This is a genomic window from Vreelandella titanicae BH1, from assembly GCF_000336575.1.
GTDB classification, from domain to species: domain Bacteria; phylum Pseudomonadota; class Gammaproteobacteria; order Pseudomonadales; family Halomonadaceae; genus Vreelandella; species Vreelandella titanicae.
The window spans coordinates 839,640-861,381 of the sequence record NZ_AOPO01000001.1 but is presented as its reverse complement, the minus strand read 5'-3'; the positions used below and the strand labels follow the sequence as shown (position 1 = coordinate 861,381).

Genomic DNA, 21,742 nt, shown 5'->3' with positions numbered 1-21,742 from the left:
GCCCAAGGACGGGTTTACAGCGCCCTCGCGTAAGCCTGTCCTCGGCACCGAGGCTTATAGTTATGGCAGCGCTAAGAAGCTAATTATTCTTCTGGGAAACGCAGCGTATTCAGGCTCTTTTTAACTGCTTTGAGCTGTTCGGCGAGTTTCGGCCCGCGGGTTTTGGCCACACCCACGGCGAGTACATCGATCAGCACCAGATGGGCAATGCGCGAGCTAAGCGGGGTGTAAATCTCGGTGTCTTCATGAACATCGATATACAGCGGCAGGCTGACCTCTTCGGCGAGTGGCGAGCCGCTGGGGCACAGGCCAATGACTGTTGCACCCGCCTCGCGAGCCAGGCGTACGCTGGCGACTAGCGCTTTGGTACGGCCGGTTTGTGAAATTGCCACCACCACATCGCCATCGTTCAAGGTCACTGCCGACATATTCTGCATATGCGGGTCGGCGTAGGCAGAAGTGGAGATCTGCAGGCGAAAAAACTTGTGCTGGGCATCAAAGGCCACTGCACCGGAAGCCCCAAAGCCATAGAACTCGACCCGGTTGGCCATCGCCAGGGCGTTTACCGCACGGCCCAGGGCATCGTTATCCAGCCGGTCACGAACCGAGAGCAGTGTACCCACGGTCGAGTCGAAGATGCTGTGGGAAAATTCAGCGACCGAGTCGCTGTCGTTCATGGAGAATTGCGCGAACTGACTGCCGCTGGCCAGCATTTGCGCCAGCTGTAGCTTGAAATCCTGAAAGCCATTGCACCCCAGCGCACGACAAAAGCGCACCACGGTAGGTTCGCTAACGGTGGCTTCGGTGGCCAGATCCACAATGCGCATGTGGATGACCTCTTCGGGGTTGCGCAGTACAAAACGCGCCACTTTTTGCTCGGAGCGTCGAAAGTGCTCCATGCGGCGTCTCATTTCATCGAACAGGGCGCGACTCACGTTCAGCTCCTTGGGTGCTCAACCAACAGGTAGTCAACAGTACGCCAATATACAGTCGTTTTAAACGACCGTTTCTGCCTATCTGCTCACTGTGATGCTTCGTATTGCTTCAATGCGATAAGGACAGTATGCCTCAATGAGCCCATAGGGCCACAAACTATTAGGCAGCGATCCAACAGCGTTTAAGGTCGTTAGTCAGTTTTTTTAAGATTGGTCATCATTTTGTCAAGTAGGTTATAGTAATAATTGAAGTGCCGCACTGCATCATCACAGTCGTCACGGATGCAGGTGGACGAAGGCATATTCATCTGGAGGAACGTCGATTATGAGAAACGTCGAACGAATCACCTCGGTTAAAAGCGAATTGCTCGACATCTTTATGAGTATGGAAGTCGATGAGCATGCCCAGCGCCAGCGCAGCGCTGCCCAACGCAGCTTAAGAGCGCGGCGGGGTATTGAGCTTCATCGTGAGTTTCAAAAGTTATCGCGGGATATCGCCCCCTTGCCCGATGAAGATCGGCAAGAGAGCGAATTGCACTAAGTTTTAGGATGCCAAGAGGTTAGGGGCGCAACTATTATCTGCGCAGAACCACGCTGCCCTGCCGGCTAGCAGGGCCTTGGCGGCTCAGCTTAGATTAGCCCTGTTACGAACACGGCAACAACGCCAGCGGGCGCTACATAGCGCGCGATAATGTTCCATACGCTCTTGCCGGTCGCTGAAAGACCCAGTTCGTCTTCCACGCTGCTGCGCTCCAGGCACCAAGCGGTGAATAGAATCGCACCCAGCCCCGTCAGCGGCAGCATTATTTTGCTGGTCAGCGTATCCAGCAGGTCAAACACGCCCAGTCCAAACAGCAGCGGTTCGCTCCACACGTTAAATGACAGCAGCGCTGCAATACCCAGTAACCAAGCACCCACACCGGCCACAACGGTAGCCATGACGCGGCCTAGCGGCGTGCGCTCTTCAATGAATTCCACCACGGGCTCAAGCAGTGAAATGGCCGATGTTAATGCCGCAAACGTCAGCAGCAGAAAGAACATCAAACCTAAAAGTAAACCACCATCAATATTGCCAAAGGCCAGTGGTAGGGTGACGAAAATCAGCCCTGGGCCCGAAGCGACATCCAGATTATTAGCAAACACGATCGGGAATATAGCTAAACCCGCGCCTAAAGCGATGACGGTATCCATGATGATGACCGTGCGGGCGGTTTGCAGCAGATCGATCTCTTTGTCCAAATAAGAGCCGTAAGCCATCATGATGCCCATACCCAGTGAGAGGGTGAAGAAGGCGTGGCCCAAGGCGGCTAGCACGGTTTCTGCTGTGAGCTTGCTCCAGTCCGGGTTGAACATATACGTCAACGCCTCGCCAAAGTGGCCGGTTGTCATGCCATAACCGATCAGCACGACCAGCAGTAGTGCGAGGACTGGCATCAGAATGCGTACAGCGCCTTCAAGGCCTTTGGTAACGCCGCGGGCGACAATCCCAATGACCAGCAGCATAAACACGGAGTGGCCCAGCAGCAGCAACCCAGGGTTACTCAACATGCCATTAAATAGCGCGCCAATGCCATCGGCATCTTGACCGCTAAAAGCACCGCTCACCGAGTTGACGGTGTAGTAGAGTGACCAGCCGCCAATCACGCTGTAAAACGACAAAATCAAGAAGGCCCCGACAATGCCGCTAATGCCCACGATGGCCCAGGCTTTGGGCTTTTTCGCCGTGCGCGCTAGCTCTGACATGGTGCTGGCGGGGTTCTTCTGGCCGCGCCGCCCCAATAGCCACTCAGAGACAAGAATGGGCAAGCCGATCAGCGCGATACAGAGCAAATACACAAATACGAAAGCAGCGCCGCCGCTTTCACCCACCATATACGGAAATTTCCAGATATTCCCTAGACCCACCGCTGAACCAGCGGCGGCCAGCACAAAGGTCATTCGCGATGACCACTGCGCATGCGCAAGCTTCGCCATACATCACCCATTAAGTCGATTGTTGTGTAAGTCACTGCGTGTTGAACACGCTAGTTTTCGGAAAATTGCGTCATTGCCAGCGTGCTTTTCCGAAAGTAAGCGCAATTTATCTGATCGACCGCAAGCATGCCAGTTAGCTGGCCTAAAAAGGTGGGTTAAAACAGTTGGCTTTGCTTTTCACCCGCAAAGGGGCCAAGAGCGGGTAATGGCGTCACTTCTCCTAGTGCGTTATAGAGTAAACGGGCCATGTGGGGAGACTCGCGGTTATCCGCAGTATGCACAAATAAGAAAGGGGTTTTCCCCTGACTTATCCACAGCTTTAGGCGGGCTTTCCAGGCGGTGAAGTAGTCACTATTAATCGTTTTGTCAATATGGCCAATAAAGCGAATGACAGGAAAATTTGCCGTGGAAAGCACGTGTAGCGGGAGTTTCGGCTTTTCTTGCTGGGCGTGGGCCAAGCCCAAATGGTCATTTGCCGGGGTTGAGAAGAGCGGGCGCACGTCGAGCATCACGCGGTTGGCCGAATAAGTTATCAACAGGCGGTTAAGGGCAATTTCGGCGGCCCCTTTGTGGAAAAACTCAGGATGCCGAACCTCGACCGCGCAAGGCAAATGGGTAGGCCAAGCGGCAAGTAGCGCTTCAAGCTGGGGAAGCTCTTGGGGGCCGAAATCTCGTGGTAGTTGCACCATGGTGGGGCCAAGGCGGTCGTGCAGAGGTTCTAGCGCCGCTAAAAATGCCCAGGCCTCCTCTAACCGCGTTAGCCGTTGATCGTGGGTTACGCTGGCCGGTAATTTAAAACAAAAGCGAAAGTGGGATGGTGCCTGGCGCGCCCAGGCAGCAATGGTGTCCGGCTTTGGGGTACCGCTATAAAAGGTAGTGTTGCCCTCAACGCTGGAAAACACCGCCGCGTAATCGCTTAGCAGCTCAGTTTTGGCGTGGCGTGGATAAAGGTTGCCCAGCCAGTCTTGATTGGCCCACATAGGCAAGCCTAGATAAAGAGGAAGCGTCATGGGTGCCAGCCTACATCGACAAGATCAAGCGCTAATGTAACAGGTTAAGAGCCTTGCCCGTTAAGCGTGAATGGCGGCTTTTATATAACCTTTGTATGGCTTATATGTATAGCAAGGCGCGGAAAAAGTGAAATTGTTAAGGCGCCGATAGCGCTACTATGTAGGTATAGCCCTTTATTGGCAGTAGCCGTTTACAAACAGGATAGCGCCATGTGTTCAGCTTACGTTAGCAGTGATGAAATCCGCGACCAGTTTTCCCAAGCGATGTCGGCAATGTATCAGCAGGAGGTGCCGCAATACGGCACCTTGCTGTCACTGGTTGAGGCAGTCAACCAGGAGGTGCTAGCCGCTAACCCAGGGCTAAATAACGCATTGCAAAATAGCGATGAGCTGGCGCGTATCAACGTTGAACGCCACGGCGCTATTCGAGTGGGGAGTCCAGGCGAGCTTGCTATGCTGCGGCGAATGTTTGCGGTCATGGGGATGGAGCCAGTGGGGTATTACGACTTATCGACCGCAGGCGTGCCGGTACATTCCACCGCGTTTCGGCCGGTCGCGGATAGTGCGCTCAAGCGTAACCCCTTTCGTGTCTTTACCTCGCTGTTGCGCCTTGAACTAATTGAAAAGTTCGAGCTAAGAGAACAGGCGAGTGAAATTTTAAGTGCCCGCGATATCTTCACTGCCAAAGTGAAAGCGCTTATCAAGCGTTTTGAGCAGCAGGGTGGCCTAAGCGCCGATGATGCCAAGCAGTTTGTTCAGGAAGCGTTGGAAACGTTCCGCTGGCACGACAACGCCACGGTCGACTTGGCCACCTATGAGCGTTTGCATGCCGAACACCGCTTAATTGCCGATGTGGTCTGCTTCCGCGGCCCGCACATTAACCACCTAACGCCGCGCACGTTAGACATTGATGAAGTGCAGCGGCGCATGCCCAGCGTTGGCATCGACCCTAAAGCGACTATTGAAGGCCCACCACGCCGGGATTGCCCAATCCTTCTACGTCAAACCAGCTTCAAAGCACTGGAGGAGACGATTGCTTTCGCGGACGCTGCTGAAGGTAAACACACCGCCCGCTTTGGTGAAATCGAACAGCGCGGTATCGCATTAACGCGCAAAGGACGCGAGCTATACGACCGCCTGCTAGCAGCTACCAAAGAGAACTCGCCCACAGCAGCCAATAATGACGCCCATCAAGCGCATTTATCTGACGTGTTTAAAGAGTTTCCCGATACGTATGAAACGCTGCGTCGTGAAGGATTAGCGTTTTTCCACTACCAGGCGGTTCAAGGTGTATCTGTGCAAGGGCCGATCTCAGTTGAGCAGGTGGATATCTTGATCGAGCAAGGCGCTCTGAGAGTTACCCCCATGATTTATGAAGACTTCTTACCCGTGAGTGCGGCCGGTATTTTTCAATCCAACCTGGGGGGAAGCAGTCATGACCATTACGCCAGTAGCGCAAGCCAGCAGGCGTTTGAGCAGGCCCTGGGGAGAGCCGTCATCGATGAAATCGAGCTGTATGCCCAGCGCCAGGAAGCATCGCTTGAACAGGCGCTGGCGCAGTTGGCGGTTTAAGTGATAAAACAGGTAGCTACGTCAATTTACCCACTAACGCTGAAGGTTGAAGAGAGTTATGAGTCAAGGAAAGGTATTGGTATTACATGGCCCCAACTTAAATTTGCTGGGTAGCCGTCAGCCAGAAATATATGGGTACGAGACGTTAGACGACGTGAATAACATCTTGCGGGAGAAAGCAGTGATGGCCGACTGGGACATCACATGCCTGCAGAGCAACCATGAAGGCGAACTGATTGACGCCATTCACGCCGCACGCCTGGATGGCACCCAAGCGATTATTATCAATCCCGCTGCCTACACGCATACCTCAGTGGCCATTCTTGATGCGCTCAATGCTTTTGATGGCAAAGTAATTGAGGTGCATTTATCCAATGTTCACAAGCGCGAAGCCTTTCGCCATCACTCCTACGTCTCGCTGCGCGCCGATGGCGTCATTGCTGGCCTCGGGGTTCAAGGCTATCGAGCTGCGCTAGAGGCAGTGATGGTAGAGGCTAATTAATATGCGCCCTTACTTGAGCCACTTTATTTTGTAAAACAGGTAAGTACACATTAATCAACGTATCAAGATCGACCCGGGCAGCGTTAGTGCTGATATTGATTGCGCCCATTAAATGCTGCTTGGCGTCATAGACAGGAACGGCAATGGAGCGCAAGCCGGAGTCAAGCTCTTGATCAGAAATTGCATAGCCCTGCTGCCGCGCTTTTATTATCTGGTTTCGTAGCTCACTCACATCTGTCACCGTTTTATCGGTGTAAGACTCTAGAGCAACCGACGAAAGAAAGTGATCAAGGTCGGTATCGCTGAGTTGAGCGAGCAACATGCGCCCCATGGAGGTATGAGCTGCTGGCAGTCGAGTGCCCACTGAAAGCGTAATCGCCATCAAGCGATGCTTTGCTGCCGAGCGCGCTACGTAGATAACATCATTGCCATCGAGCACACCAAGCGAGGAGGACTCACCGGTTTCAGCGGTAATGTCTTCGAGATGTTGCTGAATAACATCTCGGTAATTATTAGCCGATAAAAAGGCATAGCCGAGCTGAAGCACGCGGGGTGCCAATTCAAAGTAACGTTGCTGTTTTCGCACGTACCCCAGTGCATGCAGAGTGAGCAAGAAGCGCCTAGCCTTTGCTCTATTCATTCCCGTGCGCGCGGCGACTTCGCTTAGTGTCATACGCGGGTGCTCATGATCGAATGCCTGGATAACTTCCAGGCCACTAGCAAGCGCCGTTACAAAGTCGCGATTGTCTTCACTCAGCATTTCTTCCTGCATTTTTACTATCCATTGTCCTAAAATCTGAGATAAAAGATTAGCGTAAAAAAGTTCGCAGTGCGAACGTGCCTCACTCTTCCAGCCAACTATCTCGCCTCTTACTACTAAAGTTGTGTTTTTTAAAGGGTTAGCAACAACGTAATCTCAAGCTAGATATTACGAATACGTGTACGTCTTACGAACAATAGTTAAGTATAAGCAATCGCTTAGCAACGCACAGGAAGATAACAATGAATAAACTCCTTAGCGCAACATGTCTGGCTGCCTTCGGTAGCGCTCTGGCGTTGGGCCTTGCGGTTTCCTCCGCCAGTGCCAATGAGTGGCCCACCGACGATATTCGTCTTGTCGTCCCTTACGCCCCAGGTGGCACTACGGATGTGCTATCCCGCCGCGTCGCGGATCTTCTTCAGCAAGAGCTGGATGCTAACGTGGTTGTGGAAAACCGCCCTGGCGCGGGTTCTACAGTGGGCACCGGTCGTCTCGCCCGCGGTGGGCGTGATGCTGATCACACGATTCTGATGGCATCACCCGGCCACACGATCGGCGCAGCTATTTATCCCGATCTTAGCTACGACCCCGTCGAAGATTTTGTCTTCCTGCAGAACATGATCGATATCCCCAATGTCATGGTGGTGCCTGCCGATAGTCCTTATGAAAGTGTCGTCGAGTTCGTTGAAGCCGCAAAGGAAGAGAACATGACCTTCAGCCACAGTGGCGTGGGCAGTTCCATCCATATGTCCGGTGAGCTCTTCAAGACGTTGACGGAGACCAATATGACGGCAGTGCCTTTTGCTGGCAGTGGTGCGGCGCTTCCTGCGCTATTGGGCGGCGATGTCGATGTCTCCTTTGAGAACATGCCGACCGTCCTGTCGCATATTCGCTCGGGTGACTTGCGCGCTCTGGCGGTTACCTCCGCTGAGCGGTCAGAGTATTTGCCTGATGTACCCACGCTATCGGAAGTGGGCGAGTATAACCTCGACCAGTTCGTCACAACGGCATGGTTTGGCTTAGTGGCACACAGTTCTTTCCCTGAAGAAGCGCAAAGCGTTATGCGGGATGCCCTTGCTAAGGTGATGGAACGTGAAGAGTTTTTGGACTTTGCTGATCAGCTGGGCGCTGAACCGGGTCAGGTGTCTGGCGAAGAGTTCAAGCAGTTCATTGCTGATGAAGTCGAACGTTGGCAGGGCGTTGCACAGCAGGCCGGTATTAGCCAGTAACTAGCTACTCTTCCGTTATAACAGAGAGGCGAGGGCCGCTACCCTCGCCTCTCTTGTTCCCCAGGAGAAGGCCGCGATGACACCCTCGGGTTCCAAGCGCAGAGTAAAAATAAAAGATACCAGCGACCTCATCAGCGGCATCGTATTGCTGGGGTTTGCCATAGTGCTGGTCTTTTATCTGGTACCCAACTATATAAACGAACCGCCGATCCTACAAAACCCAATGATGTCGCCGCGATGGCTGCCGACGATTATCGGCTGGCTGATCCTGCTGTTTTCGGTTCTGCTTATTCTTCAGGCCTTCATTGTGGAACAGAGAGCCGAGGAGGATGAGCGGGCGATTGAGAAAGGCTCTACGCGGCGTTTCGTGCTAATGGTGTTGTCACTGGTGATATATGTTGCCTTGTTTGAGGCGATGGGCGCCGTGTTCTGCGGTATTTTGGCAACACTCGTTCTTTTCGTAGCACACCCGGTTCGCACCTGGTGGGTATATAGCCTGGCATTTCTGTTTCCTATTATTGTGACGCTCTTATTTGTAGAAGTAATGAACGTGCCACTACCGATAATGCCGCTCGGTTTCTGATTCGCTACTTATTTTTCTGGGTGTCCTATGGAAAACTTTTCGGAAGTGGTTGGCATATTCTTTAGCCTGGATAACTTTCTGGCCATCGCCGTAGGTGTGGTGATCGGCGTGGTGGTGGGATCCATCCCTGGTTTAACCGCCACCATGGCGGTGGCCTTGGCACTCCCTTTTACCTTCTCCATGCAGCCAGTTGCCGCTATCCTGCTGTTGGTAGGCATCTATAAGGGTGGGATGTACGGTGGCTCGATTACTGCCATTCTAATCAGAACGCCGGGTTCGCCCGCTTCGGCCTGTACCTTGCTAGACGGCTATCCGATGGCTCAGCAGGGGCATGCAAAAAAAGCGCTAAAGGCTGCGCTTTACTCATCGGTCATTGCCGATTTTATCTCCAACATAGCGTTGATCTTTTTTGCCGCCTACTTGGCCAAAATTGCACTGAACTTCGGGGCTCCCGAATTTTTCTGGCTGATCTGTTTTTCTCTTACCATTATCATCTCGCTAGCCAGCGGCTCTATGATCAAGGGTTTGATGGCAGCGCTGCTAGGTATTTTGTTATCCATGGTAGGGCTGGATGAGGTCTTCGGTTCACAGCGGCTTACCTTCGATAACTACAACTTGATGGACAGCATCTCTTTTATCCCTCTATTGATTGGCCTCTTTGCTATTCCAGAGATTATCGAGTTTTATCGTAAGAAAGCGATCCCGCATATTAAAGCGAAGGCAAGTGGTGCCGGTTTGGCCTTCTCTGAGCTCAAGCGTTGTATGAAAAGTATTGTGCGCGGCAGCTTAATTGGCGTGATTATTGGCGCCATCCCCGGCACCGGGGCGACGGCGGCAGCGTTCATCTCCTACAGCGATGCCCGACGGCGCTCTCCTAACAGAGCAAATTTCGGCAAGGGCGAGGTAGAAGGGGTGGCAGCGGCTGAGGCCGGTAACAATGGCGTTGCCGGGGCGACGCTAATTCCGCTGTTATCGCTCGGTATTCCAGGGGATGTCATCACCGCCATCATCCTGGGGGCTTTTATGGTGCATGGGTTAACGCCTGGCCCGCTTATGTTCCAGGAAAATCTGTCGCTGATCTATGCACTGTTCCTGGGGATTATGTGCAGCTCGGTCATCCTGTTGGTGGTGGGTAACGTTGCCATTAAGTACTTCTCGTTAATTGCTGATATCCCCAAATCAATTCTCTTTCCTATCGTCTTGATGTTCTGTGTTTACGGCGCCTATGCGGTCAATAACGCCACGTTTGACGTGTGGCTGATGCTGGCTTTTGGGGTATTGGGATATATCTTCAATCGTGCCGCCATACCGGCGGCGCCGTTTCTGATTGGCTTCATTCTGGGGCCGATGTTCGAAGACAACCTGCGTCGTTCTCTGCTTATCGGCTCCAATGACCTGTCGATCTTCGTGCGTGGACCGATTACCTGGGCCTTCATTGCGCTGACGGTGGGATCCATCGGCCTGGCGGTTTATCGCTTTGCCGCATCCCGACGTGGCGCGCGGGATAGCACTGACGAGTCACGCCAAAACTGATTTAACCGACCGTCACTCCGCCGCAGACAAACAGCGTCTGGCCGGTAATGAAGCTGCTACGCTCGTCGCAGAAGAAACTTACCGCCTGGGCGACATCCTCGGGCTGGCCCATTCGGCCTAGCGGAATGTTATCGATGATACGTCGGGCGCGCTCAGAGTCGGGCGGGTTGTTCTGCCAGAAGGCGCTGGTGGCGATAGGCCCAGGGGCGACGCAGTTAACGGTAATGCCGTGCTCTGCCAGTTCCAGTGCCCAGGTGCGGGCCATGGATTGCAGCGCGCCTTTGGTGGCGCTGTAGATTGTTCGTGCTTCCTTGCCGAGTACCACACGGCTGGCATTCATGACGATACGCCCCGCTCCCTGTGCCTTCATGGCAGGTAGCATGGCTTGGGTGCAGATCAGCGCTGAGCGCACGTTCAGCTGCATTAATTTATCGAAGTCTTCAAGCGTTGCTTCTTCAAGCAGCGCAGGGGCAACAATACCCACGTTGTTGATTAGGCGGGTCACCGTATAGCGCTTGGCGATGTCTACCATCATCTGGCGTGTAGCGTCGGCGTCTGCAAGGTCGACCTGATAGGCGTCTGCTTGCAAAGAGGCCGCTTCTGGTTCAACGATATCCACTACGATAACGCGATAGCCGTCCTGCTGAAGACGCAGTGAGATGGCTTGGCCGATGTTTCTTGCGCCGCCGGTAACCAAGGCGTAGAGCGGTTGAGAATAGTTGTTTTGATCAGAGGGTTGGCCCATTTTTATTGTCCTTATGTAAGGTAAGCCGTTGGTGTATCAGGATTTAAAACGTTAGTAATCCTAACAGTGACATTAATCCGATGATGAGGCTAAGGGTGAAAAAGGAAGCGATCGTCGCTACCAGCATTGCCGCAGCGCTAACGCCACCTAAACCATAGCGCTGGCCAAACAGGGGGTAAATACTGATCATCGGCGCGGCAGCAAACAGCAAGGCACCGGCCATATAAAGCGGATCAATGCCAGGAACAAAAGAGAAGGCGATGAAGATGAGCAGGGGGTGAATAAGCAGTTTGCCGATGACAATTTGAGCTACGTCGCTCGCCATACCTTTAACCTGCAAGCCAAACAGCGCGCCGCCGATCACAAACAGCGCCGCAGGGCCTGCCGCTTCGGCCAGCATATCGATGGCTTTAAACAGCGGCGCGGGAATATTGATGCCGGAAACGGCCAGGCAAATGCCGATCAGTAAGCCTAATAATACGGGGTTTTTGATGAGACTAAGGGCTGTCTGCTTAACTGTTTTCCATACGCTAGCACCTTGGTGGTTACCCATTTCGGCCAGAATCAGGGCTGCGGGAAGAACCAGCAGGTTTTCAACGAGCATATTGAGCGCTAACAGCACCGCCGCAGGCGAGCCGATGACCATGGCGGCCACAGGATAACCCACAAAGCCGCTATTGGCGGCCGACATGCCGAGTGCCTGCATGGCGCTGGCGTTCAGTGGTTGGCGCTGTAGTTTTAAGCAGAGCAGTAACCCCGCACCGAAAACGGCGATAGAGCCCAGGCCGTACGCCACCAGATAGTTGAGCTTGAAAACCTCTTCCAGAGGCTGCTGGGTGAGCGCGCGGATCACCAGCGCGGGCAGCGCGCAGTAGAGCACAAAGACGCCCACTCCCTGCATCTGTTCGCGCTGGATAATGCCACTCCATCTCGCTATATACCCTAAGCCAATGAGTAGGAATATGGGCGTCGTAATCCCAAGTATAGCGAGCATAGCGGCCCCTTAGCGCATGAAGGCAAATATTTAAGTTCGAATAACGAATAATTGTACGCTATTTCTCTGGCGCTTCATGGCATGGAGTGAGTAGAAGGCGTAACAAGTTGCTCTATGTAGTGCGTACGTAGCGGTATCACCTGCGGATCGATCTGTTCAGGAGCGATACGGTCTGCGGTGAAAAAGCGAAACGCATCCACGCCCTGGAACACAAACAGGTCAACACCCGACAGTGTTTTGGCGCCCGCCTGCTGGGCGGCGCTTAACAGCTCGGTATGGGCGGGGATGTAAACCGCATCGAAGACCCAATGCTGGGCACCCAGCCCGGCGGTATCGATGGGGCAGCCGGGGTGATTGATATGGCCAATAGGTGAGCAGTTAACCACGCCCTGCCAATGAGGAAGTTCTCGCTGCGCCTGCTCTGGCGTGATGCACGCCGCTTTAATCCCCATGGCGTTAAGATCACGACTGAGGTTCTCAGCCCGGGTGCTGTCATGTTCAAGAATGTGTATGCAACTAACAGAAAGCTCCCCCAGCGCACACGCCACCGCACGGCCCACGCCACCGGCGCCGATCAGTAGAACCTCACCAGCGGGCTGGCTACCGAATGAGTGGCGGTAGGCGCTGATAAAACCGGTGTAATCGGTGTTTTCAGCGCGCAGCCCCTCAGCGTCAAACAGTAGAGTGTTGGCGGTGCCTACCCGCCGTACGCCTTCACCGCGGATATCGGCGAGCTGTGCGGCTTTTTCCTTGAAGGGGAACGTAACATTGGTGCCCCGGTACCCCTCGTCACGCAGCCTTCGTATCGCGCTGGAAAAATCAAAATCCGTCGCTCCCCGGCTATCGACTAAATCGTAACGTACCGGCTCGCCCAACGACGCACCCAGGCGCTCGTGCAAATCGGGAGATTGCGATTTAGCAATGCCTTCGCCTACCAGTCCAAGTTTGATCATGTTTGGCTCTCTCCCGAGTCGTGGTTTGGCGTTTCTTGGGCAATACCATCAATTTTCGCTTCCAAGCGCTGCTGCGCGGTGACGCGCACAAAAGCATTCGGCGCACCCAGCCCTTGGTACCCTTCACGCTGCACCAGCTCAAAGAAGAACGCCTGGCGGCCGGGTTGGGTATACAGCTGATGGAAGTCACCGTCGCTGTCCTGATCAAAGAGGATGTGGTGCACTTGCATCCATTGCAGGGTTTGCGCCGGTAGGTCGAAGCGCGCGGCCAGGTCGCGGTAGTAATTCCCGGGAATCGGCAGTACCGGCGTGCCCGCCTGCTGCAGCGCAGCGCTGGTGTCGCGCATGGCGTTGGTGCGCAGGGCGACATGATGAATCCCCGAGCCGCCGTATTGGCGCACAAAGCGGTTGCTGGCGGTATCCGGCGAGGCGCTGGCGTTAAGCGCCAGGCGAAAGCGGCCGTTGTAGTTCTGCAGCACTTGGCTCTGGATCAGCCCGCGGGGATCGGTGACATCGAAGGAGGGTGTTGGCGCCAGCTGGAAAATAGCGCGGTACTGCAGCATCAGCGAGAGGTAGTCGTGGTAGGAGAGCGCCACGCTGATATGGTCGATATCCACCAGTGCGCCCTGGGGAACCGGTTGCACATCGACAGGGAACTCGCGATCCCAGGTGCGGCTTAGCTGCGAGTCATCAATAATGTAGGAAAGGCTGCCATCCACATTGCGCAGTGCACTCATGCGGTGGCTGGCACCCACCTCTTCGGGCTCGACAATATCGTAGCCAAGCTTGTCCGCCCGCTTAAACGCCTCATAGGCGTTGCCTACCCGCAGGCCAATTGCCGTTACTGCGGTGGCATCACGTCCTGGCGTGCGGCCGGTAAAGCTCGATTCGGCATTGAGCACCAGATTGACGTCACCTGCCGCCCAGCGCTCGGCGTTAAGCGTATGGTGGCGCCCCACGCAGGCCATACCCAACGCACTGAGCAGCTCGCGCAGCGGTGCTAAATCCGCAGGCTCAACGGCGATCTCCAGAAAGGCGACCGACTCGATTGGCTGCGGCGCGGGAATCCCGCTGTCGCCCTGCATGCTGCGTAGCAAGTGATAGGAACGCAGGCCGTCCCGGGCCGTCTGGTCGCTGTGTCCCATGCGGAACACATCGTTAAAGATCTCGTGGGAGAGCGGGCCGTCGTAACGGGTCTCATCCAACATGGCCATGAACTTATCCATCTGCAGCTCGCCCTGGCCGGGGAAGCAGCGGTAGTGGCGGCTCCACGATAGGTGATCCATGGAGAGACGCGGCGCATCGGCGGTCTGAACCAGAAAGATGCGATCCCCCGGAATGCGACCGATGGTGCCCAGCTCCGTCTGGCGGGAGAAAATATGGAAGGTATCCAGTACCAGGCCGACATTGGGGTGGGCTGCGCGGCGCACCACTTCCCAGCTGTCGCGGTAGTCATGAATATGGCGGCCCCAGGCCAGCGCCTCATAGGCCACTCGCAGGTTACGCCGCACGGCACGCTCGCCGAGCTCATAGTAGTCATCGGCGGCGCGGCTTAGCCCCGGTAGTGAGTCGGGATGAACGGTGCTGCATGCCATAAGCAGATCCGTGCCGAGCTCCTCCATCAGATCAAACTTGTGCTCGGCGCGGTCAAAGGCCCGCTCCCGTGCGCGGCCCTGGAGACCCTCAAAATCGCGAAACGGCTGGAGCGTCACCAGCTTAAGGCCGCGGGAGCGTATCAACTCACCTGCCTCCCGCGGTGTACCGGTGAACGCCGTTAGGTCATTTTCAAACAGCTCCAACCCCTCAAAGCCGGCTTGAGCAATGGCGTCTACCTTCTCTTCCAGTGATCCGCTTAAGCAAACCGTGGCAATGGATGAGTACATGGCATCACGCTCCTTACATTGAATAGCATCAGTAACCCGCCAGTCGCGGCAGGAAGGTGACCAGTGCGGGGACGAAAGTAATCAGCAGCAGAATCAAAAACTGCACGCCCAGCATCGGCAGAATGCGGCGGATAATTGGCCCCATTCCCACGCCGGAGACGGAGTCTGCGACAAACAGGCAGAGCCCCATGGGCGGTGTGATCAGCCCCATCATCAGGTTGAAGATCACCACGATGCCGAAGTGCAGCGGGTCGATACCCAGCGCCATGGCGATGGGGTGAAGGATGGGTACCAGTACCAAAATGGCCGCGATGCCCTCCAAAAACAGCCCCACCACCAGTAGCAGGAGAATGACGGCAATCAGGAAAGTCCACTGGGTGTCGATGCTCATCAGCGCCCACTCGGTGAGCATGTTGGGCACGCGCTCGAAGGTTAATACCCAGTTGGCTGCGGCAACGGCCCCCATGATGACCATGATCACGGCGCTGTCGCGCATCGCCCGGGCGAAGATGCCAGGCAGATTCACCAGTTTGATATTGCGGTAGAGCACCACGCCCAGAATCAGCGCGTAGACCACGGCAAAGGCCGCCGCCTCGGTGGGCGTGACGATACCGGCAAGAATGGCACCGACCACAAACACCGGCATCAGCGCGGGCAGCAGGCCGTGGAGAAGGGCGTGGCGGCGCGACTGCTGTTTTGACTGGGTGGCGCCAAGGTCACCAGCAAAAAAGTAGACGTAGATGGAGAGCCCCAATGCCAGCAAAAAGCCCGGCACGATACCAGCCAAAAACAGTCCCGGTACCGACACACCCGACACCGTCAGTGCATAGATAATCACCGGAATACTGGGTGGAATAATCGGGCCAATGACCGAAGAGGCAGCTGTGAGCGCAGCGGCAAAATCCCGGGGGTAGCCCTCTTTTTCCATTGACGGTATGAACACCCGCCCTAACGCGGAGGTGTCGGCAATCGCCGAACCGGAAAGACCTGCAAAAATCACCGAGGCCCAGATATTGACGTGTGCCAGCCCCGCCTTTAGGCGGCCGACAATGGCGGTGGCCAGGTTAATAATTCGATGGGTGATACCCGCTTCGTTCATCAGCTCGCCGGCCAGAATAAACAGCGGGATCGCCAGCAGTGGGAAGGACTCCATACCGCCGAAAAACTGCTGCGAGACGATACGGATGTGGTAGGGCAAATCGCCGGTACTCATTAACACCGTCAATGAGCCGAGGATGGCAAAGGCAAACGGCACCCCGAGCAGTACGAGGGCTAAAAGTAGTATAAAAATCATGATGAAGCCTCCTCTCCACGCTGATCACACAGACGCAGCGCGCCCATTACCAGTGCAGAGAGACAGAGCAGCGCGCCACCGATGAGCATGGAGGCTTGAAACAGCCACATTGGCATTCCTGTGCTCGACGAGGTGCGGCCTCCGCGGGAGGCGATAAACTCAACGGCTGACACCATCAAGCCAATGCCCACTACTAGCACTATCAGGTCGACAGCCACGGCTTGCCAGCGCACCCAGCGCGGCGGCAGCAAGCGACGAATAAGGTCAAAGCCGATGTGCTTGTCCTGTAGGTACGCCCAGGACATGCCAAACATCAGCCCGTAAATCATCAGGTAGATGGCGGTATCTTCTCCCCAGGTAATGGAGCCGCCAAAGGTGTATCGCGCAAAGGCATTGCCTGCGACCAGCAGAAAAATCAGCACCATGGCAAGCCCTGCCAAGCTGCCATTGAACAGGATCAGACCGCGGTGTAACCGGGCGAGAAGAGGAGACATAAGAGCACCTTCGATCGATAGTCAGGCACGCAGGGTTGCGAGTGAACCTCCGAAGGCCCACTCGCAAGCGCTTTGGTTCGGCGGGGATTAGAAGCGCGCGGAAGCCTCTTCCACAGCGGAAGAAAGGCGCTCGATCCACTCTGCGTCATCGCCAAGTTCTTCTGTCAGGTACGCCTGAACCGGTGGCTGGGCGGCTTCGCGGAAGGCCTCCATCTGCTCAGCAGTGGGCTGGGTGATCTCCATACCCTCCGCTTCCAGTTTGGTGATCCCCTCTGCCGAATTGAACTGCTGAATGGCACGGCCGGTAGTGCCGGCGACCACAGCGGCGCGCTTCACCGCGGCTTGCTCCTCTTCGCTAAGCGACTGAAATATCTCATCGTTGATCAGCAGGTGATCCACGCCGTAAACGTGACGATCCAGGGTCAAATAATCCTGAAACTCATAGAAGTTATTGCCGTAGATCACTGAGATGGGGTTCTCCTGGCCATCGACTACGCCGGTGGCAAGGGCCGTTGGCACCTCTCCCCAGGCGATGCCCTGAGGCTCTCCACCTAAAGCACTGACCATTTCCAAGTAGAGCGGAATAGTCTGCACGCGGAACTTCAGGCCCTGCATATCCTCAGGCGAGTTGATCGGGCGCACGGAGTTGGTGAAGTGGCGGAAGCCCGTTTCGCCGTAAGCCAGTGTGCGTAGGCCAGTCTGTTGCAAGCAGTGTTCGGCTAGTGCTGTACCAAACTCGCCGTCCATTACTTGCCACGCCACTGGCGCTGACGGGAAGGTGTAAGGGATATCCGTTACGGCGACCGCCGGGCAGAAATTAGCGTAGGCGCCGGAGACCATCGCAATGCTGATGGTGCCATCCTGGGCGCCTTCAATCAGCTCGGTTTCACCGCCTAGTGAGCCAGCGGGGTAGAGCTCCACGGTGAGATCAGTTTCGGCTTCCACCAGGTTTTTAAACACCTGACCAGCTGCGCCTTTTTTCGAAGTAGTCCAGTCATCTGGGTCAACGTGGGCGAAGCGTAGCGTCTGGGCAGAGGCGTTTGCGGCAGTCACTAGCGTGGCAGCGGCGATGGCGGCTGCTAGCGTGCGCTTCATGGACGTTTGTTTTAGTGCAAACAGTGGGTGTAGAGACATTGTTGTTGTCCTCTTATTGGGCCGTTGTCATGGGGTCTGGAGAAGCCTTCGGTCTTGGCGTGCTTGGCTCTTCCATCCTTTCCTGAGCAACAATGTACGAAATGGTACGTTCAGTCAAGCTATGGCATACTAGACAAAAGACGACCACGACAATAAAAGGCACGCTCTATGACAGCCCCTTCGACCAAGGCCAACCCCCCTGCCGCGCGGCGACGGCGTAAAAATGATCCCGAATCCGTGCGCGCCGATATTCTTGCGGTGGCTACCCGCGAATTCTCAGAAAAAGGCCTCTCTGGGGCCCGGATCGATGAGATTGCCGAGAAAACACGCGCCTCTAAGCGCATGATTTACTACTACTTTAATGATAAAGAGACGCTCTACCTACACACCTTGGAAGCCGCCTACCAGAAAGTGCGCCTGCAGGAGGCCGAGCTGGATCTTGACCACCTGGCCCCGTTCGAGGCGCTTAGCCGACTGGTGCGTTTTACCTTCTGCCACCACGCCAAAAACCCTGACTTTATTCGCCTGGTAATGATCGAAAATATTCATCATGGCCGCTTTTTAGCGCAGTCAGAGTTGATTCAATCACTCAATGCCGGGGTGATTGATGTACTCACCAACGTTTATATCCGCGGTGTAGAAGAGGGTTGTTTTCGTGAAGGCTTGGATCCTCGGGAACTGCACTGGCTGATTAGCGCGCTGTCTTTTTTCAATGTCTCAAACCAGCATACTTTTTCGCGGATTTTTGATTGGCACCAAGCCGCGCCTGAGAACCAGCAAAAATTAGAGGAGCATGTTACCGAGATGGTGCTGCGTTACGTGCGTCCTGAATAAGCAACGCCTCAATTGTAGTCAAGAGTCAGCACATGTTGATCCGCAAGCTTGCCTTCCGAAGCAGGGCGACGCTTGTGAGTTCACGCCTACCTAGTTAACGTACAGTTCGAATAGCGAACATATGTACAATTTTGTCTTGAGCCATGCTTTTTGAGCTATTTTTAGGCTCAGGACAGCGTTAATAGGAAGCCTACCGCCATGCCCTCTGCATTTTTAAAACACCCTTTCATGAGCCAGCGAGCCGTTGCCGAGTGCGACGATGACGCCATGGTGCGTGCCATGTTGGCCTTTGAGTTGGCCTTAGCGGAAGTGCAAGAAGCCAGCGGAGCCGTGCCTGACGGGATTAGCCAGCAAATGCGTGAGCAGCTTGAGCACGCCCACTTGTCTGTTTCTGAGATCGCCGATGGCATCGCCAGCGGTGGCAATGTTGCGATTCCTTTCGTCAAGCAGAGCCGTGCGCTCCTTGCCAATGACCTCAAGCGCTACTGGCACCAGGGGGCGACGAGTCAGGACGTAGTCGACTCCGCGCTGATGCTGCTGCTTAAGCCACGCTTGGCGGCGCTAGACGAGTTACTGCTGCGCTGTCGATCAGCGGCGTTAAAACTAATGGACACTCACATCGACACGCCTATGGTGGGGCGCACCCTAATGCAGCAGGCGCTGCCGATCACCTTTGGGGTGAAGGTGGCTCACTGGGCAATCGGCCTGGAGCAAGCGCGCCGCCGTTTAAGCGCTGTTGAGCTTCCCGTGCAGTTTGGTGGCGCGGTGGGGGTGCACTCGGGTTGGGATAATCTCGGGCTTGAGTGGATGGACGCGCTAGCCGAGCGTTTAGGCTTGGCGGTGCCGGTGCTGCCCTGGCATACCGACCGCTACCCGATTCATGCCCTTGGCACGGCATTAGACGCTGTCGCCGGCGCCGCTGAAAAAATCGCCCTGGATGTATCTCTGCTCACCCAAACCGAAGTCGGTGAAGTGGCAGAGCCCTCTGCGCCGGGAATGGGGGAGTCGTCATCCATGCCCCATAAGCGTAACCCGGTACGCAGTGCGCTGATTCGCGGCGCGGCGCGGCAAGTGCATGGTCACACCAGCGTATTGATCAACGCCGCCGCCCAGCCGCTGGAGCGCGGGCTAGGCGAGTGGCATGCGGAGTGGGCGCCGCTGATGGAGAGCGCTCTGCTTGTAGAGGGTGCATTAGAGCAAGTGGCCGTGTTGCTGGAAGGACTCGAAGTCTACCCCGACAACATGTGGCGCAACCTGGCAGCCACCGGCGGCGGCATCATGGCTGAGCCAGTCGCACGTTTGCTGGCGCCTACGCTAGGCGTGGAGAAAGCTAAAGCGGTTAGCGCTGAAGCGGCAGAAACCTCACGCCGGGAAGCACGCCCCTATTCAGAGGTGCTTGCCGAACATTCTGATGTAAAAGGGACCGTAGACCCCGATGCGCTGAGTAACGCCTGCGACCCCGCTTTATACCTTGGTAGCAGCGCCGCCCAGGTCACTCGTGCCAAAAAATGGTTAGCAGCGCAATAAGCGTATTTAAAAACAAAGTGTTACGTTTAGGTTTGGCGTGGTGGGTGGATTCAGCAGGGTAATTAGGTAAGCACCAATGGGTTTGACCCTATTAGCGTTCAGCAGTAGATTGTTCGTATGGAGGATCTATGTTCGCTTAACGAACATTTCTGCTAATCGCTAAGAGGCACCCATCATGGCCGAGTTTCTCAGCTTGCATGACGCGGTAGCGCGCTACGTCCAAGACGGCGCCACCGTGGCCATGGAAGGTTTTACCCACCTGATTCCGTTTGCCGCCGGTCACGAAGTGATCCGTCAGAAAAAGCGCGACCTGACGCTGATCCGCATGACCCCCGATATCATCTACGATCAGATGATTGGCGCGGGCTGCGCTAAAAAGGTGATCTTCTCCTGGGGTGGCAACCCCGGTGTGGGATCGCTTCACCGCTTGCGCGATGCGGTCGAGAAAGGCTGGCCGCGCAAGATCGAGATTCTGGAGCATAGTCATGCGGCCATGGCCTGTGCATTTGAAGCCGGTGCGGCAGGTTTACCGTTGGCAGTTTTTCGCGGCTACATCGGCAGCGAGCTGCCCAGCGTCAACGATCAAATCAAATTCATCGAGTGCCCGTTTACCGGGGAGCGCCTAGCGGCCGTGCCGTCGGTGCGCCCGGATGTCTCGATCATTCACGCTCAGCGTGCGGATCGTCAGGGCAATGTGCTGGTGGAAGGGATCGTTGGTGTGCAGAAAGAGGCGGTACTGGCGGCCAAACACAGTATCGTCACGGTGGAGGAGATCGTCGATGACCTCAACGCCCACCCCAACGCCTGTGTGATTCCTAGCTGGGCTATCAGCGCCATTGCGGTAGCCGAGAAAGGCGCGCTGCCCTCGTACACCCACGGCTATTACGGCCGTAGCAACCGCTTCTATAAAGAGTGGGATGCCATCGCCCGCGATCGCGACACCTTTACCCAGTGGCTCGACGACAACGTTTTTAATGCTGCCCAAAATCATGCCGGGGAGAACAGCTAATGAGTCTCGAATATACCTCTTCTGAAATGATGTCGGTGACCGCCGCGCGGGCGCTGGAAAATGGTATGACCTGCTTTGTGGGTATCGGGCTGCCCTCGGAAGCCGCCAACCTGGCACGGCTGACGCATGCCCCCGATGTAGTGCTGATTTATGAGTCTGGCACACTGCAGACCAAGCCCGATATTCTGCCGTTATCTATTGGCGATGGTGAGCTGTGCGAATCGGCGCTCACCACCGTGGCGGTGCCAGAGATGTTCCGCTACTGGCTGCAGGGCGGCAAGGTCGACGTGGGCTTTTTAGGTACCGCGCAAATCGACCGCTTTGCTAACCTGAATACCACGCTGATCGGCGATTACAAGGCGCCCAAGGTTCGCCTGCCGGGCGGCGGCGGTGCGCCGGAAATTGCCACCAACGCCGGTGAAGTGTTTATCACCCTGAAACACTCCAAGCGCGCCTTTGTGAAAGATGTCGACTTCGTCACCACCCTTGGCTTTGGCCGCGACGGCAAAGGCCGCGACAACGTACCCAATATCGGCAAGGGGCCCACCCGGGTAATCACCGACCTGTGCGTGATGAAGCCCGACCCTGAGACCAAAGAGCTGGTAGTCGTCTCTCTGCACCCTGGCGTTAGCTGTGAAGATGTCGTTGATGCCACCGGCTGGGAAGTCCGCTTTGCCGAGCAGCTTGAGAGCACCCCAGAGCCCAGCGAAAATGAGCTGACGATTTTGCGTGAGCTGAAAGCACGCACTGAGCGGGCCCACGCGGACGCATAAAGGA

General features: G+C 55.6%; 21 protein-coding genes. 10 read left to right on the top strand and 11 right to left on the bottom strand.

All coding sequences use genetic code 11. The features are described 5' to 3' along the window. Nucleotides 1-83 precede the first annotated feature (83 nt). Nucleotides 84-935 (bottom strand): transcriptional regulator HexR, encoded by an 852-nt coding sequence (gene hexR / locus HALTITAN_RS03775; protein WP_009286287.1) that lies wholly within the window; start codon nucleotides 933-935, stop codon nucleotides 84-86. 325 nt (nucleotides 936-1,260) lie between these two features. Here hexR and HALTITAN_RS03770 point away from each other — a divergent pair, with 325 nt between their 5' ends. Further along, a complete protein-coding gene (locus HALTITAN_RS03770; protein WP_022521120.1) occupies nucleotides 1,261-1,476 on the top strand; it encodes a PA3496 family putative envelope integrity protein in 216 nt (71 codons plus the stop codon). 89 nt (nucleotides 1,477-1,565) lie between these two features. Here the strand turns inward: HALTITAN_RS03770 and HALTITAN_RS03765 are convergent, their stop codons facing one another. Both HALTITAN_RS03765 and HALTITAN_RS03760 read right to left on the bottom strand, forming a co-directional pair. Next, nucleotides 1,566-2,909 carry a sodium-dependent transporter gene (locus tag HALTITAN_RS03765; RefSeq protein WP_022521121.1) on the bottom strand — a complete coding sequence of 448 codons (1,344 nt, stop codon included), beginning with the start codon at nucleotides 2,907-2,909 and terminating at the stop codon, nucleotides 1,566-1,568. Between the two features lie 155 nt (nucleotides 2,910-3,064). Then, entirely contained in the window at nucleotides 3,065-3,919 is an 855-nt protein-coding gene (locus HALTITAN_RS03760) for a DUF72 domain-containing protein (RefSeq protein ID WP_027958715.1), read from the bottom strand. A gap of 210 nt (nucleotides 3,920-4,129) precedes the next feature. On the opposite strand from HALTITAN_RS03760, the gene hglS reads away from it, so the two are divergent. Further along, nucleotides 4,130-5,491: a 2-oxoadipate dioxygenase/decarboxylase HglS gene (gene hglS / locus HALTITAN_RS03755; protein ID WP_039857781.1), complete on the top strand. Its 1,362-nt coding sequence runs from the start codon at nucleotides 4,130-4,132 to the stop codon at nucleotides 5,489-5,491. A gap of 58 nt (nucleotides 5,492-5,549) precedes the next feature. Then, on the top strand, nucleotides 5,550-5,993 hold the full coding sequence (gene aroQ, locus HALTITAN_RS03750; protein WP_039857779.1) for a type II 3-dehydroquinate dehydratase: 444 nt from the start codon (nucleotides 5,550-5,552) through the stop codon (nucleotides 5,991-5,993). On the opposite strand, the gene HALTITAN_RS03745 is transcribed toward aroQ, so the two are convergent. After that, nucleotides 5,986-6,765, bottom strand: a complete 780-nt coding sequence (locus HALTITAN_RS03745; RefSeq protein ID WP_009286285.1) for an IclR family transcriptional regulator domain-containing protein — start codon at nucleotides 6,763-6,765, stop codon at nucleotides 5,986-5,988. The two genes, aroQ and HALTITAN_RS03745, sit on opposite strands and share 8 nt — an antisense overlap. 230 nt (nucleotides 6,766-6,995) lie before the next feature. Between HALTITAN_RS03745 and HALTITAN_RS03740 the strand changes: the two genes are divergently transcribed. The 3 genes from HALTITAN_RS03740 (at nucleotide 6,996) to HALTITAN_RS03730 (ending at nucleotide 10,098) form a co-directional block, all read left to right on the top strand. Beyond that, nucleotides 6,996-7,982 carry a Bug family tripartite tricarboxylate transporter substrate binding protein gene (locus tag HALTITAN_RS03740; protein ID WP_009286284.1) on the top strand — a complete coding sequence of 329 codons (987 nt, stop codon included), beginning with the start codon at nucleotides 6,996-6,998 and terminating at the stop codon, nucleotides 7,980-7,982. A 76-nt stretch (nucleotides 7,983-8,058) separates the two neighbouring features. Further along, nucleotides 8,059-8,565 (top strand): tripartite tricarboxylate transporter TctB family protein, encoded by a 507-nt coding sequence (locus HALTITAN_RS03735; protein WP_039857776.1) that lies wholly within the window; start codon nucleotides 8,059-8,061, stop codon nucleotides 8,563-8,565. Nucleotides 8,566-8,592: 27 nt separating this feature from the next. Next, nucleotides 8,593-10,098: a tripartite tricarboxylate transporter permease gene (locus HALTITAN_RS03730; RefSeq protein WP_009286283.1), complete on the top strand. Its 1,506-nt coding sequence runs from the start codon at nucleotides 8,593-8,595 to the stop codon at nucleotides 10,096-10,098. 1 nt (nucleotide 10,099) lies between these two features. Here HALTITAN_RS03730 and HALTITAN_RS03725 read toward each other — a convergent pair whose 3' ends face one another. The 7 genes from HALTITAN_RS03725 to HALTITAN_RS03695 form a co-directional block, all read right to left on the bottom strand. After that, entirely contained in the window at nucleotides 10,100-10,843 is a 744-nt protein-coding gene (locus HALTITAN_RS03725; protein ID WP_039857773.1) for an SDR family NAD(P)-dependent oxidoreductase, read from the bottom strand. Nucleotides 10,844-10,886: 43 nt separating this feature from the next. Further along, nucleotides 10,887-11,837: an AEC family transporter gene (locus HALTITAN_RS03720; RefSeq protein WP_009286282.1), complete on the bottom strand. Its 951-nt coding sequence runs from the start codon at nucleotides 11,835-11,837 to the stop codon at nucleotides 10,887-10,889. Nucleotides 11,838-11,911: 74 nt separating this feature from the next. Continuing rightward, nucleotides 11,912-12,790: a shikimate dehydrogenase family protein gene (locus tag HALTITAN_RS03715; protein WP_051051817.1), complete on the bottom strand. Its 879-nt coding sequence runs from the start codon at nucleotides 12,788-12,790 to the stop codon at nucleotides 11,912-11,914. Then, nucleotides 12,787-14,673: a bifunctional sugar phosphate isomerase/epimerase/4-hydroxyphenylpyruvate dioxygenase family protein gene (locus HALTITAN_RS03710; RefSeq protein ID WP_009286281.1), complete on the bottom strand. Its 1,887-nt coding sequence runs from the start codon at nucleotides 14,671-14,673 to the stop codon at nucleotides 12,787-12,789. The genes HALTITAN_RS03715 and HALTITAN_RS03710 overlap by 4 nt, the downstream gene beginning before the upstream one ends. A gap of 28 nt (nucleotides 14,674-14,701) precedes the next feature. Beyond that, nucleotides 14,702-15,967 (bottom strand): TRAP transporter large permease, encoded by a 1,266-nt coding sequence (locus tag HALTITAN_RS03705; protein WP_009286280.1) that lies wholly within the window; start codon nucleotides 15,965-15,967, stop codon nucleotides 14,702-14,704. After that, nucleotides 15,964-16,461 (bottom strand): TRAP transporter small permease, encoded by a 498-nt coding sequence (locus tag HALTITAN_RS03700; protein WP_039857768.1) that lies wholly within the window; start codon nucleotides 16,459-16,461, stop codon nucleotides 15,964-15,966. The genes HALTITAN_RS03705 and HALTITAN_RS03700 overlap by 4 nt, the downstream gene beginning before the upstream one ends. Before the next feature lie 87 nt (nucleotides 16,462-16,548). Then, complete coding sequence (locus tag HALTITAN_RS03695; RefSeq protein ID WP_009286279.1) at nucleotides 16,549-17,595, bottom strand: DctP family TRAP transporter solute-binding subunit; 1,047 nt, start codon at nucleotides 17,593-17,595, stop codon at nucleotides 16,549-16,551. Nucleotides 17,596-17,763: 168 nt separating this feature from the next. Here HALTITAN_RS03695 and HALTITAN_RS03690 point away from each other — a divergent pair, with 168 nt between their 5' ends. From HALTITAN_RS03690 to HALTITAN_RS03675, 4 genes are all read left to right on the top strand, one after another. Then, nucleotides 17,764-18,429 carry a TetR/AcrR family transcriptional regulator gene (locus HALTITAN_RS03690; protein ID WP_039857766.1) on the top strand — a complete coding sequence of 222 codons (666 nt, stop codon included), beginning with the start codon at nucleotides 17,764-17,766 and terminating at the stop codon, nucleotides 18,427-18,429. Between the two features lie 198 nt (nucleotides 18,430-18,627). Then, a complete protein-coding gene (locus HALTITAN_RS03685; RefSeq protein ID WP_039857763.1) occupies nucleotides 18,628-19,956 on the top strand; it encodes a class-II fumarase/aspartase family protein in 1,329 nt (442 codons plus the stop codon). 175 nt (nucleotides 19,957-20,131) lie between these two features. Further along, nucleotides 20,132-20,965, top strand: a complete 834-nt coding sequence (locus HALTITAN_RS03680; protein WP_009286278.1) for a CoA transferase subunit A — start codon at nucleotides 20,132-20,134, stop codon at nucleotides 20,963-20,965. Then, nucleotides 20,965-21,738, top strand: a complete 774-nt coding sequence (locus tag HALTITAN_RS03675; protein WP_009286277.1) for a CoA-transferase subunit beta — start codon at nucleotides 20,965-20,967, stop codon at nucleotides 21,736-21,738. Before HALTITAN_RS03680 ends, HALTITAN_RS03675 begins: the two co-directional genes overlap by 1 nt. Nucleotides 21,739-21,742 lie beyond the last annotated feature (4 nt).

What these genes read in the sequence shown, in the direction of transcription:
- HALTITAN_RS03695 (WP_009286279.1), bottom strand. Translation starts at nt 17,595, where the DNA reads ATGTCTCTACACCCACTGTTTGCACTAAAACAAACGTCCATGAAGCGC.
- HALTITAN_RS03710 (WP_009286281.1), bottom strand. Translation starts at nt 14,673, where the DNA reads ATGTACTCATCCATTGCCACGGTTTGCTTAAGCGGATCACTGGAAGAG.
- HALTITAN_RS03675 (WP_009286277.1), top strand. Translation starts at nt 20,965, where the DNA reads ATGAGTCTCGAATATACCTCTTCTGAAATGATGTCGGTGACCGCCGCG.
- HALTITAN_RS03725 (WP_039857773.1), bottom strand. Translation starts at nt 10,843, where the DNA reads ATGGGCCAACCCTCTGATCAAAACAACTATTCTCAACCGCTCTACGCC.
- HALTITAN_RS03720 (WP_009286282.1), bottom strand. Translation starts at nt 11,837, where the DNA reads ATGCTCGCTATACTTGGGATTACGACGCCCATATTCCTACTCATTGGC.
- HALTITAN_RS03765 (WP_022521121.1), bottom strand. Translation starts at nt 2,909, where the DNA reads ATGGCGAAGCTTGCGCATGCGCAGTGGTCATCGCGAATGACCTTTGTG.
- HALTITAN_RS03690 (WP_039857766.1), top strand. Translation starts at nt 17,764, where the DNA reads ATGACAGCCCCTTCGACCAAGGCCAACCCCCCTGCCGCGCGGCGACGG.
- HALTITAN_RS03740 (WP_009286284.1), top strand. Translation starts at nt 6,996, where the DNA reads ATGAATAAACTCCTTAGCGCAACATGTCTGGCTGCCTTCGGTAGCGCT.
- HALTITAN_RS03680 (WP_009286278.1), top strand. Translation starts at nt 20,132, where the DNA reads ATGGCCGAGTTTCTCAGCTTGCATGACGCGGTAGCGCGCTACGTCCAA.
- HALTITAN_RS03730 (WP_009286283.1), top strand. Translation starts at nt 8,593, where the DNA reads ATGGAAAACTTTTCGGAAGTGGTTGGCATATTCTTTAGCCTGGATAAC.
- HALTITAN_RS03760 (WP_027958715.1), bottom strand. Translation starts at nt 3,919, where the DNA reads ATGACGCTTCCTCTTTATCTAGGCTTGCCTATGTGGGCCAATCAAGAC.
- HALTITAN_RS03745 (WP_009286285.1), bottom strand. Translation starts at nt 6,765, where the DNA reads ATGCAGGAAGAAATGCTGAGTGAAGACAATCGCGACTTTGTAACGGCG.
- aroQ (WP_039857779.1), top strand. Translation starts at nt 5,550, where the DNA reads ATGAGTCAAGGAAAGGTATTGGTATTACATGGCCCCAACTTAAATTTG.
- HALTITAN_RS03735 (WP_039857776.1), top strand. Translation starts at nt 8,059, where the DNA reads ATGACACCCTCGGGTTCCAAGCGCAGAGTAAAAATAAAAGATACCAGC.
- HALTITAN_RS03770 (WP_022521120.1), top strand. Translation starts at nt 1,261, where the DNA reads ATGAGAAACGTCGAACGAATCACCTCGGTTAAAAGCGAATTGCTCGAC.
- HALTITAN_RS03715 (WP_051051817.1), bottom strand. Translation starts at nt 12,790, where the DNA reads ATGATCAAACTTGGACTGGTAGGCGAAGGCATTGCTAAATCGCAATCT.
- hglS (WP_039857781.1), top strand. Translation starts at nt 4,130, where the DNA reads ATGTGTTCAGCTTACGTTAGCAGTGATGAAATCCGCGACCAGTTTTCC.
- HALTITAN_RS03705 (WP_009286280.1), bottom strand. Translation starts at nt 15,967, where the DNA reads ATGATTTTTATACTACTTTTAGCCCTCGTACTGCTCGGGGTGCCGTTT.
- HALTITAN_RS03700 (WP_039857768.1), bottom strand. Translation starts at nt 16,461, where the DNA reads ATGTCTCCTCTTCTCGCCCGGTTACACCGCGGTCTGATCCTGTTCAAT.
- HALTITAN_RS03685 (WP_039857763.1), top strand. Translation starts at nt 18,628, where the DNA reads ATGCCCTCTGCATTTTTAAAACACCCTTTCATGAGCCAGCGAGCCGTT.